The sequence below is a fragment of the Paenibacillus xylanivorans genome, from assembly GCF_001280595.1.
GTDB lineage: Bacteria > Bacillota > Bacilli > Paenibacillales > Paenibacillaceae > Paenibacillus > Paenibacillus xylanivorans.
This window is the reverse complement of the sequence record NZ_LITU01000059.1, coordinates 321,260-335,846: the sequence shown is the minus strand read 5'-3', so window position 1 is coordinate 335,846 and position 14,587 is coordinate 321,260. Positions and strand designations below refer to the sequence as shown.

General features: G+C 45.7%; 15 protein-coding genes. 11 read left to right on the top strand and 4 right to left on the bottom strand.

Going from position 1 to position 14,587, the window contains the following annotated elements:
- Positions 1–175: 175 nt before the first annotated feature.
- Entirely contained in the window at positions 176–1,552 is a 1,377-nt protein-coding gene (gdhA, locus tag AMS66_RS14495; protein ID WP_053781456.1) for an NADP-specific glutamate dehydrogenase, read from the bottom strand.
- A gap of 389 nt (positions 1,553–1,941) precedes the next feature.
- On the opposite strand from gdhA, the gene AMS66_RS14490 reads away from it, so the two are divergent.
- The 4 genes from AMS66_RS14490 (at position 1,942) to AMS66_RS14475 (ending at position 5,300) form a co-directional block, all read left to right on the top strand.
- Positions 1,942–2,415 (top strand): GreA/GreB family elongation factor, encoded by a 474-nt coding sequence (locus AMS66_RS14490; protein ID WP_053781455.1) that lies wholly within the window; start codon positions 1,942–1,944, stop codon positions 2,413–2,415.
- A complete protein-coding gene (locus AMS66_RS14485; RefSeq protein ID WP_053781454.1) occupies positions 2,405–2,911 on the top strand; it encodes a cation:proton antiporter regulatory subunit in 507 nt (168 codons plus the stop codon). Before AMS66_RS14490 ends, AMS66_RS14485 begins: the two co-directional genes overlap by 11 nt.
- A gap of 3 nt (positions 2,912–2,914) precedes the next feature.
- A complete protein-coding gene (locus AMS66_RS14480; protein ID WP_053781453.1) occupies positions 2,915–4,120 on the top strand; it encodes a cation:proton antiporter in 1,206 nt (401 codons plus the stop codon).
- 223 nt (positions 4,121–4,343) lie between these two features.
- A complete protein-coding gene (locus tag AMS66_RS14475; protein WP_053781452.1) occupies positions 4,344–5,300 on the top strand; it encodes an alpha/beta hydrolase in 957 nt (318 codons plus the stop codon).
- Here the strand turns inward: AMS66_RS14475 and AMS66_RS14470 are convergent.
- Positions 5,295–6,173, bottom strand: coding sequence for a PhzF family phenazine biosynthesis protein (locus tag AMS66_RS14470; RefSeq protein ID WP_053781451.1), 879 nt, complete (start codon positions 6,171–6,173; stop codon positions 5,295–5,297). The two genes, AMS66_RS14475 and AMS66_RS14470, sit on opposite strands and share 6 nt — an antisense overlap.
- A gap of 181 nt (positions 6,174–6,354) precedes the next feature.
- On the opposite strand from AMS66_RS14470, the gene AMS66_RS14465 reads away from it, so the two are divergent.
- The 7 genes from AMS66_RS14465 to AMS66_RS14435 all read left to right on the top strand — a co-directional run bounded on the left by AMS66_RS14465 (position 6,355) and on the right by AMS66_RS14435 (position 13,548).
- Positions 6,355–7,281, top strand: a complete 927-nt coding sequence (locus AMS66_RS14465) for an NADP-dependent oxidoreductase (RefSeq protein WP_053781630.1) — start codon at positions 6,355–6,357, stop codon at positions 7,279–7,281.
- 105 nt (positions 7,282–7,386) lie between these two features.
- Complete coding sequence (locus AMS66_RS14460) at positions 7,387–8,016, top strand: type 1 glutamine amidotransferase family protein (protein ID WP_053781450.1); 630 nt, start codon at positions 7,387–7,389, stop codon at positions 8,014–8,016.
- 82 nt (positions 8,017–8,098) lie between these two features.
- Complete coding sequence (locus AMS66_RS14455; RefSeq protein ID WP_053781449.1) at positions 8,099–8,836, top strand: cyclase family protein; 738 nt, start codon at positions 8,099–8,101, stop codon at positions 8,834–8,836.
- A 199-nt stretch (positions 8,837–9,035) separates the two neighbouring features.
- Positions 9,036–10,535 (top strand): sensor histidine kinase, encoded by a 1,500-nt coding sequence (locus AMS66_RS14450; protein WP_053781448.1) that lies wholly within the window; start codon positions 9,036–9,038, stop codon positions 10,533–10,535.
- Entirely contained in the window at positions 10,513–11,205 is a 693-nt protein-coding gene (locus AMS66_RS14445; protein ID WP_181014117.1) for a response regulator transcription factor, read from the top strand. Before AMS66_RS14450 ends, AMS66_RS14445 begins: the two co-directional genes overlap by 23 nt.
- A gap of 119 nt (positions 11,206–11,324) precedes the next feature.
- Positions 11,325–12,830, top strand: a complete 1,506-nt coding sequence (locus AMS66_RS14440) for an S-layer homology domain-containing protein (protein WP_053781446.1) — start codon at positions 11,325–11,327, stop codon at positions 12,828–12,830.
- Between the two features lie 13 nt (positions 12,831–12,843).
- Entirely contained in the window at positions 12,844–13,548 is a 705-nt protein-coding gene (locus AMS66_RS14435; protein ID WP_082350697.1) for an ankyrin repeat domain-containing protein, read from the top strand.
- Positions 13,549–13,696: 148 nt separating this feature from the next.
- Here the strand turns inward: AMS66_RS14435 and AMS66_RS14430 are convergent, their stop codons facing one another.
- Together AMS66_RS14430 and AMS66_RS33750 are read right to left on the bottom strand one after the other, a co-directional pair.
- On the bottom strand, positions 13,697–13,966 hold the full coding sequence (locus AMS66_RS14430) for a hypothetical protein (RefSeq protein WP_236703401.1): 270 nt from the start codon (positions 13,964–13,966) through the stop codon (positions 13,697–13,699).
- 318 nt (positions 13,967–14,284) lie between these two features.
- On the bottom strand, positions 14,285–14,587 hold a 303-nt coding region (locus AMS66_RS33750; protein WP_407944543.1), incomplete at its 5' end, for an ABC transporter substrate-binding protein.

Below are 14,587 nucleotides of genomic sequence, written 5' to 3'. Positions count from 1 at the left end.
AAAATGCTATTTTAAGGTCAGGATAACTTTACCATCACACTGGATTTCGATCAATTCCAATAAGAATCATGTGGCGATCCTGATGCTGAATTAAATCCATAGATGACGGAATGTAAAATAACCGCCTCCCGTGATGGAAGGCGGTTTATTTATTTAGTTAGCAATTGTAACACAATTAGACGATACCTTGTGCAATCATGGCGTCTGCCACCTTCAGGAAGCCAGCAATGTTCGCTCCGGCAAGCAGGTTACCAGCACAACCGTACTCATCCGCTGCCTCAACACAGCTGGTGTAGATGTTCGACATAATGTCATGCAGCTTGGCGTCCACTTCTTCAAATGACCAAGACAACCTCATGCTGTTCTGCGACATTTCAAGTGCGGACACGGCAACTCCGCCAGCATTAGCCGCTTTGGCTGGTCCAAACAGAACGCCTTCTTTATGGAAAACGTCAATCGCAGCAAGAGTGGAAGGCATATTCGCTCCTTCACCGATTGCTTTAACTCCGCCTTGCACGAGCAATGCAGCAGCCTGTTCATCGATTTCATTTTGCGTTGCACAAGGCAGCGCGATATCACAAGGGATAGACCAGATGCCTTCACAGCCTTCGGTATACACGGCATGTGGATGCTCAGTGACATATTCGCTGATCCGTAGACGGTCAACCTCTTTTAATCTTTTTACGGTATCCAGATTAATTCCTTGAGGATCATAGATGTAACCTCCGGAGTCACTACATGCCACAACATTGGCTCCAAGCTCCTGAGCCTTCTGAATAGCATAGATGGATACATTACCTGAACCGGAGACAACAACCGTGCTGTCCTTGAAGCTCAGTCCTTTGGATGCCAGCATCTCCTTCACAAAGTACACGCATCCAAATCCGGTCGCTTCCTTACGTGCAAGACTTCCTCCGTATAGGAGCCCTTTACCTGTAAGTACGCCGGCTTCGTGTCCACCGCTGATGCGTTTGTACTGTCCGAACATATAACCGATTTCCCGTGCACCTACACCGATGTCACCGGCAGGTACGTCCGCATCGGAACCGATATATTTGTACAGTTCAGTCATGAAGCTTTGGGTGAAACGCATGACTTCCAGATCTGACTTTCCTTTTGGATCGAAGTCGGAACCACCTTTACCACCGCCGATTGGCAGACCAGTCAGGGCATTTTTGAAAATTTGCTCGAACCCAAGGAACTTAACGATTCCCGAGTAAACGGAAGGATGGAAACGAAGTCCGCCTTTGTATGGACCAATTGCGCTGTTGAACTGAACACGGAATCCCCGGTTCACTTGTACCTTACCGTGATCATCTACCCAAGGCACACGGAACGTAATGACACGTTCTGGCTCAACAAGCTGTTCAAGCAAGCCATTCTCCCGATATTTCGGGTGAGCTGCAATGACAGGAATAAGCGAGTCCAGGATCTCTTTGACAGCCTGATGGAATTCACTTTCCTGTGGATTTCTGGCGATAACCGATTCGTAAACGGAATGAACATACTCTGCGGCAGTTACTTGAGTTGAATCCTTAGTTATAGTCGACACTTTTTCAATGCACTCCTTTATTGTGTTAAAGTCTTGGGATGGCTATTTGTATAAATTGCATAAAAGTTTGTAGTTAAATATACAGGAAACAAAATAAAAATACGAGATGAAAACCCATAAAATGTTTTTTATGACGTTATTAAAATCTTCTATGGATCTGTCATATGATGTAAAGGTTAAGTTTGGAAGCTGGATGGACTCCCCTTTTATCGTAATATAACACGAAGTTAACGGAATAGACTGGATTAAAAAATTAGTTTTGGTAAGATGGTAGTAAGACCGCGGTATCCGTGGTTTTTTTATCTATATGAAGGAGGAGAACAGCATGATGAAGAAAAACATGCGAATCAACATGGAGAACAGGGCTTGTATAGGAGGTGAGATCTATTATGAACCATAGGTCCTCCTTTCAAAATTGCAGAGAAATGCTGGTGAACCAGCTCATTATATTCGGTGAAGAGAAAAGAACATTTCTCGACGCCTATTTTGACGTACGTGATCCGGAACGTTCGCAGATGGAACGGCTGCTCGCAGCCTATACGACTTCTTTGGAGAAGCTGCTCCTCGGTTCGGATGAATCTCTGGCCTCGGTGGTACTTATCGGTAGCTTGATCCGGTTTGAATACGTTGATTTCCATACATCTGACTCATTCACCATTGTTATGCCGGATGACGCGGACCCGGATGCGGGACATATTTCCTTTCTCTCCCCTGTGGGTAGGCAAGTACTGCTTGGGCTCAAGGGAGAAGTGAGGTCGATTAATATACCAGCTGGCTCCATGAGGGTACGTATTACGGATATTACGTTGAACAATGAATCCTTGAACCGGATGTCTACTGGGGGTGCAGATCATGCACTTTAAAGAGACGGATTTGCCGGGAATTGGACGCAAATATTGGCTGCACACACGCAGCGGTGAGCATTTGGTCATCGTCATCCATAATGATGAGCGGCGTGACCTGTTTCACATGGAGTCAGGCGATTCGCCTGAAGAACTGGGAGACATGGTGTCACTGGTCACACTGGATGATGATGAGGCACGTGCGGTAGCGGCTATTGTCGGCGGCATGACGTACAAACCAACGTTTCAGGATGAGCGTGAAGTGATGCTGGAGGGGCTGTTAATTGAATGGCTCCGTATTGAACCGCATTCAGAGAGCATAGGAAGAACGATCGGAGAACTGAATATTCGCCAGGTAACAGGTGCGGTTATTCTGGCTGTGGTGGAGAAGAATAGGACGAAGCAGTTTAATCCGGGTCCGGACTATACCTTTACCGCGGGGGCTACGGTTGTTGTCGCTGGTGAACGGGATCAGATCAAACTGTTAAAACGGTTGTTATCCAATGGGCGGCTCTAGCCTATGGATATGCTCATATTCGAAGTGGGAATTGCCGTTGCGCTGATTACACTTACGGGGCTAATATCTGCACGATTACGATTTTCGGTCATACCTTTCTATATCCTGATTGGCATGGCTGTTGGACCGCATGCACCACAGATTGGCATTGTGGATTTGCGTTTTATCGAAAGCTCGTCATTTATTGAATTTATGGGCAGGCTCGGAATTTTATTTCTTCTCTTCTATCTGGGACTTGAATTTTCAGTATCCCGTCTATTGAAGTCGGGCAAAGCCATTCTGACCGGAGGCATGTTCTACGTTGGACTAAATTTTGCTTCCGGTCTGCTGCTGGGATGGTTTATGGAACTGCCACTCAAAGAAACATTGGTTGTCTGTGGCATTATGACGAGTTCTTCCACAGCTATTGTGGCTAAAGTACTCGTAGATCTGAAGCGCACGGCGAACCCCGAGACGGAGATTATTATGGGCATGATCATGTTTGATGATCTGTTCATCGCCATTCATATCTCGATCCTGACGGGGCTTGTACTTAGCGGCGCTACCTCATTCCTCAGCGTCCTGCTCGTGTCCCTGTCAGCACTGCTGTTTATTGTACTATTTCTGATCATAGGCAGGAAATGCATCAAGTATATTGATATGGCACTCAACATCAAGTCATCCGAGTTGTTTCTGCTTACGGTCATGACGCTGCTCTTTCTGGTGGCGGGTTTCTCGGAAACCTTACATGTGGCCGAGGCGATTGGGGCGCTGATGATGGGGCTGGTTCTGGGGGAATCGAGACATGCCAGCCGAATTGAGCATCAGATCATGCCGTTTAAGGATTTCTTTGGTGCCATCTTCTTTTTCAGCTTTGGCCTGACCATTGAACCTTCAACCCTTGGCGGTGCCGTCGGAATGACCGTCATTGCCGTTGTTCTCACCATTGCCAGCAACTACGGTGCGGGCATGATCGCTGGCAGACTCTCCGGGATGTCTCCACGCGCTTCTCTTAATGTGGGATTCACGCTGGTGTCCCGAGGAGAGTTCTCCATCATTATGGCGAACATCGGCAAGGCAGGAGGGCTGATGGCATCTATTCAGTCTTTTGCCGTGTTATATGTGTTGATTCTGGCAGTGCTTGGCCCGATTCTGACGAAAGAATCACCTTGGATCTACGGTCAATATGCTCGCTTGAGGAAAAGAATGAAACGAAGGCAGACAGAGTGAATAATGGGAACTGTTGCTACTCTTATGAAGCTGAAGCTCCAAGTGAAGCAAAAGGACACACATTGCTCAATTTGGCGAAATGAAGATTGCTTTACCAAAGATTTATGTTTAAAAAAATATGCTTAATGAAAAGTCGTGCAATGCACGGCTTTTTTTGGTTATATAGGATGATGCTCATGCAATTGAATTAAATTGGTTTTGCGACAAGAGGAGAATGTACCGCATGGATAATCTGCCTTCATATCATTCAACATATCATTATTGGAAACAGTATCAAGCCTTCTTCCCGGAAGAATTCAGGCTAGGAGATCATGCGAATCCTGAAGAGGAGTGGTGGGAATCGAACGGGGTTCATCTGCACATCGATCGTCTGCCCGCGCCCGAGTCGCCGATCAAAATTCTGTTCATTCACGGAGCCGGAGGCAATGGCAGGTTGCTCGCCCCTTATGCCCGAATGCTGCAGCTCCGAGGCTATGAGGTAGTATCGCCAGATCTTCCACCGTATGGGCTAAGCTATGCGTCGTCTGGGACACGTCTCAATTATGACCTGTGGATCAAGCTGCTTGTTTCACTCGCTGATCGAGAATATAGGAAAGACGGCAAGCCGATCGTGGCGTTGGGAAGCAGCATCGGGGGTATGCTGGCGTATCACACGAGTGCACGCAGTGAGTACGTACAAGGCTTGATCGTAACAACATTTGTGGACACGAGTGATTCTGATATGCGTGACCAGCTTGCACCGAACCGTCTAATTAGCCGATGGGGCAAACGTATGATGGATCAGTTCCCCGGCCTGCTGGACCGTATCCGCATCTCCGTCAAGCAAGTATCGCGTATGGAACTGATTACCAATAATTCGGATTTAACCCGACTTATTATGAATGATCCACAGGCGGCAGCGACGCGTGTCCCGTTGGAACTGTTAAGAACATTCTTGAATAAAAAGCCGGAGGTAAACCCGGAACAGTTTGATCAATGTCCCGTACTGCTGGTTCACCCCGAACTGGAGCCGATGACACCATTACGGTTCAGCCAATCTTTTTTTGATCGATTGAAAGTGGAAAAGGAATGTGTAGTGTTGGAAGGAGCAGGGCACTTCCCTATTGAACAACCAGGGTTGAATCAATTGGAGGAAGCCGTATTACGATTTTTACATAAGATTCAAGCAAAACATTCATGAAAGTTGGATTCGAATGTTCTCTATATGAACCGCGACTCCGCCCACTTGAATTTCTGTAATTTCATTGGAAATATCCAGCGTTAATTTAGCTCGGATCTCCGAGGGATGGTTCATGGTGTACCCTTGTCTAATCGTATAGATTGTATCGTTGGGATCTGAAAGTTGGTTGTATTTATGTAAATAACAGAGTAAAGCACCGTTAGATGTACCTGTTGCGCTTTCTTCCGGAATATCGTAAAGGGGAGCAAAATTCCGGCATTCTGCCAGAGTGACCTCTGCACCTGGTTCGAGTGCAAACACATGATAGCCTACGACATGGTTAGCTTTGCTAATTTCAGCGATAAGCTGAAAGTCAGGAATGATTTTTGACAGAACATCAACATGGTTAACCGCAATCAAGATATCTCGTAATCCGGTAGACACGATCTGCACAGGTAATTCGGCGTGTAAATCATCTGTAGAAATACCCAAAGAATCCGCAATGTTTTGTCGGTCAACAATCTCTCCAAACACCGGTAGCGCCTGAGACAGATAGACTTCACCATTATTCTGGACAACCACTTCGAGTATTCCGGCCAGTGTCTCCAGTGTGTACATACCTACCTCAACGATATGCTGTGCTTTCATTAAATAAAATAAAGCAATCGTTGCATGCCCGCATAAATCAACTTCATCACTAGGGGTGAAGTAACGAACTTTGAAATCAGCCTGATCCGATGGCATAACAAATGCCGTCTCTGAAAATCCAACTTGTCTGGCAATCTCCTGCATCTGGGATTCGGATAAGTGTCCTGCTTGTAAAACAACTCCTGCAGGGTTTCCGCCTAGAGGCTTGTCGGAAAATGCATGTAACGTGCTTACTTCAATGTCCACAATTCTACCTCGCTTGTTCGGTTATTTAGGTTCAACAGTTCTACATTATATCATGGATCCTGATCAGGATTGTGACCCCAAACCTGCTGCGAATTCGTGAATATAGGTCAAGTGAACGTCCGGGAAGGGTAATGAAGAAGGAGAGCATAAGGATAATCCTATGGAAAGGCTGGGATCGCTAATGAAAGCAATTGTGATTGAAGAGTTCGGTGGAGCGGAACAATTGAAGGAAAAGGAAATGACCAAGCCGGTATGTGGAGTGAATCAGGTGCTGATCCGCATTCATGCTACTTCTGTGAACCCGGTGGATTTCAAAGTCAGACAAGGTCATATGAAAGAGGCAGCGGATTCTTTCCCACTCATATTGGGCGGGGATGTCGCCGGTACGGTAGAAGAAGCGGGTTCGAATGTGGCCAGGTTCAGAGCGGGAGATCGCGTATTTGCCCGTCCTCGTCATTTCGGGACCTATGCAGAATATGTGGCCGTGGATGCGGACATCATTGCCCGTATTCCAGAAAATCTGAGCTTTGAGGAAGCAGCTGCCATACCGCTAGCCGCCATGACGGCCTGGCAGGCACTTGTTGACCATGGACGGCTTGCCAAAGGGCAGAAGGTTCTTATTCACGCGGGAGCAGGTGGTGTAGGAACCTATGCCATTCAGATCGCCAAATATCTTGGCGCTGAAGTGGCTTCCACGGCGAGTGAATCGAATGAGGAATTGCTCCGTTCGCTGGGTGTGGATCATTTTATCAATTATAAAAAAGAAGATTTCTCGGAGATTCTCTCCGGGTACGATGTCGTGCTGGACACGATGGGTGGCGACATTCAGCGTGATAGCTTCAAGGTATTAAAGCCCGGTGGACATCTGGTATCGCTTGTGGAACAACCGGATGAAACGCTGGCCAAGGAAGCAGATGTAACGGCCAACGTGTTCATGATGGAACCCAAGGGGGACCAACTCGATCAGTTGGCTGAGCTCGCTGCTGAGGGCAAACTGAGACCCATCATTGATGAGACATACCCCTTGAGTGAACAAGGACTGCGTGAAGCACACGAAAAAAGCGAAACCCATCATACACGCGGTAAACTGGTCATTCGAGTAGAATAGATGGGGATTACCGCTAATTATTATCAAATTCAAAACTTTACTGACGGAGGATGTCAGTAAAGTTTTTTTATAATAGGGGTATCTACTAGAAAGGGAGTGCACACTATGCATACAAAAAAAGCATATCTTTATGTATTTGATACGATGTCAGATTGGGAGGTTGGTTATTTAATTGCTGAACTAAACTCGGGAAGGTACTTTAAGAAAGGGCTGGCGGCGATAGAGGTGGTTGCCGTTGGTGTTGATAAAAGTCCGGTAACTACCATGGGGGGATTGGAAATACTACCTCGCATTTCTGTTGATGATTGTATGTTGGAAAGTAAGGATGTGTTGATTCTTCCAGGGGGAAATACTTGGATGGAATCCATTCATGAGCCTATATTGAAAAAAGCTTCGACATCTTTGGAAAAAGGTCATGTTGTTGCGGCAATATGTGGTGCAACCGTTGGACTTGCGAGGATGGGATTGCTAGACTCCAGAAGTCATACAAGTAACGATCTGGAATATATGAAAATGATTTGTCCTCATTACATGGGAGAAAAATACTATGAAATGGTACCGGCCGTAACGGATGATAATTTAGTTACAGCATCGGGCATAGCTCCGTTGGAATTTGCGATGCATGTATTGAAGGTGCTAGATGTATTTACACCGGAGACTTTAGATTCATGGTTCAATCTATATCAGACTCATGAACCAAAATACTTCTTCGAGTTAATGAATTCTATCAAATAGCTGGCATTTCGATATTTTCGCATGGAGTGGAATAAGATATAATAGTAACAATTTATTCCATTCTATGTATGAGGTGATTCGGATGTCCAATGAGCTCATTCAAGCGATTCAATTATTAAAAGAAAAGAAGTGGGTGGATCTGACCCATACATTTGGACCGGAATCTCCGCATTTCTCAGCTTTTGATGCGGCACAATTCGATACGTTGTTTAATCACGATCAAGGCTTCTTTGCCCAGAGTTTCAGGTTTCCCGGCCAATATGGTACGCATCTCGATGCGCCAATTCACTTTGTGCGTGATACCCGGTATCTCGATGAACTGGGCTTAAAGGAACTTGTGCTACCGCTGGTGGTCATTGATCAATCTGAGGCTGTAGAGAGCAATCCGGATTTCACGCTGGATGTCGAGCATATTCTTGAGTTTGAAAAAGAGCATGGCGTTATTGAAGCTGGCAGTTTTGTAGCACTGCGTACCGATTGGAGCAAACGCTGGCCCAGTCATGAAGCATTCGACAACAAGGATGCTGAAGGCAACAGTCATGCACCGGGATGGTCAGTCAGTGCGCTAATGTTTTTATTCGAGGAAAGAAAAATACAGGCGATTGGCCATGAGACCTTCGACACCGATTCAGCCGTGGATTATCAAAAGAATGGGGCACTTCTCGCAGAATATTATGTACTTGCCCAGGATACATATCAGGTAGAATTGTTAACGAATCTGGATCAGGTACCTGCCAAAGGTGCGGTGATCTTCAATATCGTACCCAAGGCGGAAAAGGCGTCCGGCTTTCCAGTTCGTTCATTTGCCATACTACCGTAATTCACATATGTAAATAGCATGAGAGGCGTATTTCGCCTTCTCAAATTGTTGAGAAACCCAGGTCTTTTTTTGACTTTGGGTTTTTCTTGTAATCAGGCAGAGCTGATATGTAAATACCCAACCCATATGGGCATTTGGATCGATCTTGTGTTAACATGTGCACTAACTAACCCAATAGCATGATTAAGAAGGGGATACCATGTCAATTCGAATAAAAATGTTGCTATCCTTCACGGGAATGCTCGTCATAAGTTTGCTGTTCATCCTGCTCACGGCAAGTCTGTATACGATTGCTGCAACAGGCGATCTGCAGGGTTTTCGTGATATTTACAAAGTACATTATCAGGTCAACCCACTCACTGAACAGGGAGAAACGATCTTTCAAGAGATGAAGTTTCTGGCCAAAAATGATCCGGACGAGCTGCAGAACAAAGTTTTGCTGCGCGAGTACGACATGAAGCTTCGAGCCGAAAAGTCTGGGCTCTACGTCAGACGGGAGGATAGCCAGATCTTCGAATCGCTGACCTTCAACCAGCCAGAACTGAAGCAAGCACTGCCTGCCTATGATCTTAACAATTATCAGATTCGCAGCACCTTCAACATTAGTGAGCGATTCTATGCGTATGCGAAATTTGATTTTCAATATTCAGATGGAGAAAGGGGAAGCATCTTCGTTATTCGTGAGAGAAGCCCATTTGCGGAGCTTACTCGCAAGCTGCTACCAGTGATGTCACTTCTGCTCATCGGCGTTCTCATTATCGCGAACCTACTCTTATTCCGCTGGATCACTCGCACCTTCATTAAGCCGTTGAATCAACTACGGAGTTCAGCCGAACATATTAAGGATGGGAATCTGTCCTTCAAGCTTCAACTTAGCTCCAATGATGAGGTTGGACAACTTAGCGAAGCGTTCGAAAGCATGCGGAATCAATTGCAACGCTCCAATGAGTTACGACAGCAAGACGAAGCGAATCGCAGAGAGCTCATCTCCAATATTTCGCATGACCTTCGCACGCCGATCACCAATATTAAAGGTTACATTGAGGGGATTCGTGATGGAGTGGCCAACACTCCGGAAAAAATGGAGACATACGTCAATATCATTCACTCCAAAGCAGTTAGCATGGATAAGTTGGTGGATGAACTGTTTCTGTATTCAAAGCTCGATTTGAATCAGGAACCCTTCCTGTTTAAAGTGGTAGATCTCGTCGATTTCCTAGAAGACAGCATTGAAGAGCTGAGATACGATCTGGAGGACAAAGGGGTGGCATTGAATTGGGATAATCAGGAATCTGGTCCGGTCATGGCTTCTGTAGATCTGGATAAATTAAAACGCACAGTTGTCAATGTAGTGGATAATGCACTCAAATATATGGAGAATGAACAAAAACGATTCGGGATTACACTTCAAGCAGATGACGAATGGACTACGATAGCCTTTAAGGATAATGGCAGAGGAATACCGGAAGAGGCGCTGCCTTATATATTTGAACGCTTTTATCGTGCAGAGCAATCCCGCAATTCCTCAACAGGCGGAAGTGGATTGGGGCTGGCAATTGCCCGCCAAATCATCGATGGACACGGAGGCTTGATCTGGGCGAAAAGCAAACCCAATGACGGCACGATCATTTATATCAAACTAAAACGGTTGAATGAAGAGGAGGAGCTTATCGGTAATGACGAACATTTTGATTATTGAGGACGAAACAACAATTGCGGAATTGGAACGGGACTATTTCGAACTCAACGGGTTTTCAGTAGAGCTCTGCCATAACGGAGATGAAGGGCTGAAGCTGGCTCTGGAGGGGAGTTACAATCTGATTATTGTTGATCTGATGCTTCCGGGACTGGATGGCTTCGAATGTTGCAGGCGCATTCGTGAGGTGAAGGAGGTGCCGATCCTTGTCGTCTCTGCGAAGAAGGAGGAGATCGATAAGATTAGAACTTTCAATTTGGGTGTTGATGATTTTATTACAAAACCGTTTAGTCCAAGTGAGTTGGTTGCAAGAGCGAAGGCTCATTTGACCCGATATGAGCGACTGCTTGGCAAAAGCAAACCAGCCGAACAAGATGAGATCCACATTCGCGGGCTTCATATCGACAAGGGAGCGCGCCGCGTTTTTGCTAATGGTGAAGAGGTAGCAATTACAACCAAGGAATTCGATCTACTCGTATTTCTTGCGAGTCATCCCAACCGTGTATTCAGCAAATCCGATCTGTTCGAGCGGATCTGGAGCATGGAATCCAGCGGAGATATTGCGACGGTTACCGTCCATATTCGCAAACTGCGTGGGAAGCTGGAGGCAGATCCCAAAAATCCGGAGTACATTGAAACCGTCTGGGGAGCAGGTTACCGGTTCACTGTATAAGTTACGAGAAAAATTAGATTCAGTTTATAGTTTATTAATATTTTTGTCCTTGGGAGTTTCTTTTTGTCCTCTATTCTATAGATACAGGCAACTTCAACCTATAGAGGAGGAATTCAATTATGAATCCTATAACCCGAAAAATGGCTACATTTTTAACGATAACTGCATTAGGCACGGCAGTATTCCCGGTCACTGCAAATCAAGTAGATGCAGCTACATACTTTACTAACGTTGCAACTACAGCGACACAGCTTACCGACCAGCAGATTGAGGCTGCCATCAAGGAACTGAACAGCTTGGGGATTATGAATGGATATGCCGATCAATCCATGGGTGAATATAGGGCCATAACCCGCGCGGAATTAGCATCATTGGTATTTAAAACATTTAATCTGGAGGACAAGACGGGGGAAAGCGTAGAATTAACGGACGTAAATCCTAACGCGTGGTATGCACCGTATGCATCAAAGATCGTTGAACTTGGCATTATGCAGGCGAGCAATGGGCAATTTAATGCGCAAAGTCAAGTGACGGATGCAGAACTGGAACAAGTCGTATCCAAAGCGATGCAGCGTGATGTGAAATCCGTTCACCAATGGATGAGCGCTTTCTACTCCAAGAACGGTTCGACCACGCGCGGCGAAACAGCGGTTCTGTTGCAAATGGCCCACCAGGCAATTCCTTCTGAGCAGGCTCAAATCCAGAGCGTTAGATCGCTGAATGCCATTACGTTAATTGTGACGTTCGACAAGCCGCTGACAGCAGCGGATGAAGTATTTGCCAAGGCACAAACGGACTTTGCGCTTAGTGGTGGGCTGATGTTGACCAATATGCCTCGTCTGAAAACAGGGTCCATCGCGACCTACATCGTTCCAACGTCCGTTCAAAACGTAGGTGAAGTATACAGCCTCACTTATAAAGGCCAAGATGCTGGTACCTTTGAAGGCAGTGGCACGAAATTAAGCATGACGACTGCTAGTCAAATAACGAATGATACATTCGAGATTGAAGCACTGCAAGAGAACGGTGTAGTGGATTACGGCTATATCATTTCGGCCTACAGTGGTGGTCGAGGGGCCAATGCGTTTGTGTTGAATGACCAAGAACAAGCAGAAGGCAAAACGTTTCAAATTATCTCTTCCATGCAGGCAAGACAAATCGTGATTACGCCAGAAGGTGGCGAGCCAATCGTTGCCAAATATGTTCCGTTCACGCAATCGACAGATGGAAAACAAGAACCGAAGTTCCGTTTGCCTGAAGGACAAACATTGCAATCTGGTGTCACATATACGGTTTCTTCGGACTGGGCGAACATCGACAACGCTTCATTTACTGCGAGATCGTTTGATTCGCTTGAGGTTGCGAGTGCTCAAGCTGTGAGTGAAACTTCAATTGAAGTTTCACTGGCGCAAGATCCTGGGGATGAACTGTTCTCTGGTCGAAGTGTAACATTAACTTCACCTAGCGGGGACGTTGTGACAGCTACTTATAAATATTCAAGCCGGAAAGGTGCAGCGGGCGTATTCGACCTTGTTAATGATGACAAGTTGATCCCAGGCACTACCTATACGGTAAGTCCAGTTGGGGATTGGAGTGTCGCTTCTTCGGTAACAGTGACACTGTAATAAGGGAGGCAGTATGAGTAAGTCGCTGATGATGATAATTCTAATAAGCAGTATGTTCGTCGTTCAAGGCTGTGTGCCTGAAGTGAGAAATGACTCGAAGGTGGAGGAGAAGACATCAACTTCACCGGATGAACAGCTGTTAAAGGCAGCTCAGGGAAGAGACACCGAAAGTATCGGAAAATGGATTCAAGAAGGCGCCAATATCAATGCTCAAGATCAGAGCGGAAGAACCGCTGTCATGATTGCAACATACAACAATGATCTGGCATCAGCCACAATGTTGATTGAAGCGGGCGCAGATGTTAATGTACAGGATGATATGAAGAATACCCCGTTTTTGTACGCTGGCGCTGAAGGATACTTGGATATTTTGAAGCTGACGATTGAGGCGGAAGCCGACCCATCGATAACGAATCGATATGGAGGGACTGCACTTATTCCAGCTTCGGAGCACGGATACGTTGATGTGGTACGAGAACTTCTGACCCAAACTTCAGTGAATGTGGACCATGTTAATCAACTGGGGTGGACAGCACTGCTGGAAGCAATCATTTTAAACGATGGCAATAAAGGGCAGCAGGAGACGATTCAATTACTCATTGGTCATGGAGCAGACGTGAACCTTACGGATCGTGATGGTGTATCACCGCTTATTCATGCGAAGAATAAAGGCTTCAAGGAAATCGAAGAGATTTTGGTCCGGGCTGGAGCGAAATAGAGTGTCGTTTTTATTTTGCATAATTCAATTTTCTTGCTCCAGGGTAGAGAAAATTGAAAGGAAGAAGCATCCTGATCAATACAACGTTTAGACGAATAGGCATTCATTTAAATAATAAAGGAGGCGTATTACGCCTCCTTTTATGTGGTTACTTTTGATCCGATGAGGGATCCTGATTAAACCGTTGTGAGATTTTCTTCTCTGTTTTCTTACGCCGTATCCAGCGCTTGAAAATACTTTCTTCTTTTCTTCCCTGCAATGTTTCCTTCATGCCTTGGATCATAAATTCGGATCTTCGTCTGTCATCCCGACCAATCTCGCGCAATTCCTTAATAAATTTGTCGTCCATATCTGCCTCTCGCTCATTAAGTATATCTCCATTATACCGAACGTACGTTCTTTTATCAAGTTTTACCATAATCGAATTTTTGGGGACGATTCTAGTGAGATAGAGCACAGGATTCGGCCTTCTCCATATGTGAAAATGGAATAGAACTTTCAGTAAAATTTGTATAACATGTCTGGAGGATAAGGGATGAGGAAGGGTGATGATGGTGGAAGGAAGCATGAATGTGGACCTGGAAGGTCGTGGGTGCTCATTATCTTGCAGGGGCTGTGCCTGGCGTACAGCGAAAATATCAAGCAGATTGCTCAACAAAAACATTTTCCTTATAAAATAAAACGGCTGTCATCTGGATCTTGGATTGATCCGGGAGACAGCCGTTTATCTGTATTGTTACTTGGAAGCCTGGTAGGCGCTCAAGAATTCTTTCACTTTTGCCGGATCGGACTTTAATTCATTTCCGGTCTGAACAAGTGGGCTTACTGTGGAGTACGCCTTAAGTTTATTGTTTTTGTAGAACTGCAGAATGTCATCCTGATTAATGGAGTACAGTACGGATTTTCTCAGGTCACTGCTCTTGGCAACTTCCCGATTGGCAGTGTTGAACAGCAGATAGGAAACCGCATTGCTCGGAATGCTCTGCAACTGCAATTTGCTGTCACCTTTGATGATGTCATATTTCGTTTCAGGCACCCC

Bases quoted from the DNA above. Each gene is read 5' to 3' on its own strand.
- AMS66_RS14490 (WP_053781455.1), top strand. From the start codon at position 1,942: ATGAACCATAGGTCCTCCTTTCAAAATTGCAGAGAAATGCTGGTGAAC.
- AMS66_RS14485 (WP_053781454.1), top strand. From the start codon at position 2,405: ATGCACTTTAAAGAGACGGATTTGCCGGGAATTGGACGCAAATATTGG.
- AMS66_RS14480 (WP_053781453.1), top strand. From the start codon at position 2,915: ATGGATATGCTCATATTCGAAGTGGGAATTGCCGTTGCGCTGATTACA.
- AMS66_RS14475 (WP_053781452.1), top strand. From the start codon at position 4,344: ATGGATAATCTGCCTTCATATCATTCAACATATCATTATTGGAAACAG.
- AMS66_RS14465 (WP_053781630.1), top strand. From the start codon at position 6,355: ATGAAAGCAATTGTGATTGAAGAGTTCGGTGGAGCGGAACAATTGAAG.
- AMS66_RS14460 (WP_053781450.1), top strand. From the start codon at position 7,387: ATGCATACAAAAAAAGCATATCTTTATGTATTTGATACGATGTCAGAT.
- AMS66_RS14455 (WP_053781449.1), top strand. From the start codon at position 8,099: ATGTCCAATGAGCTCATTCAAGCGATTCAATTATTAAAAGAAAAGAAG.
- AMS66_RS14450 (WP_053781448.1), top strand. From the start codon at position 9,036: ATGTCAATTCGAATAAAAATGTTGCTATCCTTCACGGGAATGCTCGTC.
- AMS66_RS14445 (WP_181014117.1), top strand. From the start codon at position 10,513: ATGACGAACATTTTGATTATTGAGGACGAAACAACAATTGCGGAATTG.
- AMS66_RS14440 (WP_053781446.1), top strand. From the start codon at position 11,325: ATGAATCCTATAACCCGAAAAATGGCTACATTTTTAACGATAACTGCA.
- AMS66_RS14435 (WP_082350697.1), top strand. From the start codon at position 12,844: ATGAGTAAGTCGCTGATGATGATAATTCTAATAAGCAGTATGTTCGTC.
- AMS66_RS14430 (WP_236703401.1), bottom strand. From the start codon at position 13,966: ATGGTAAAACTTGATAAAAGAACGTACGTTCGGTATAATGGAGATATA.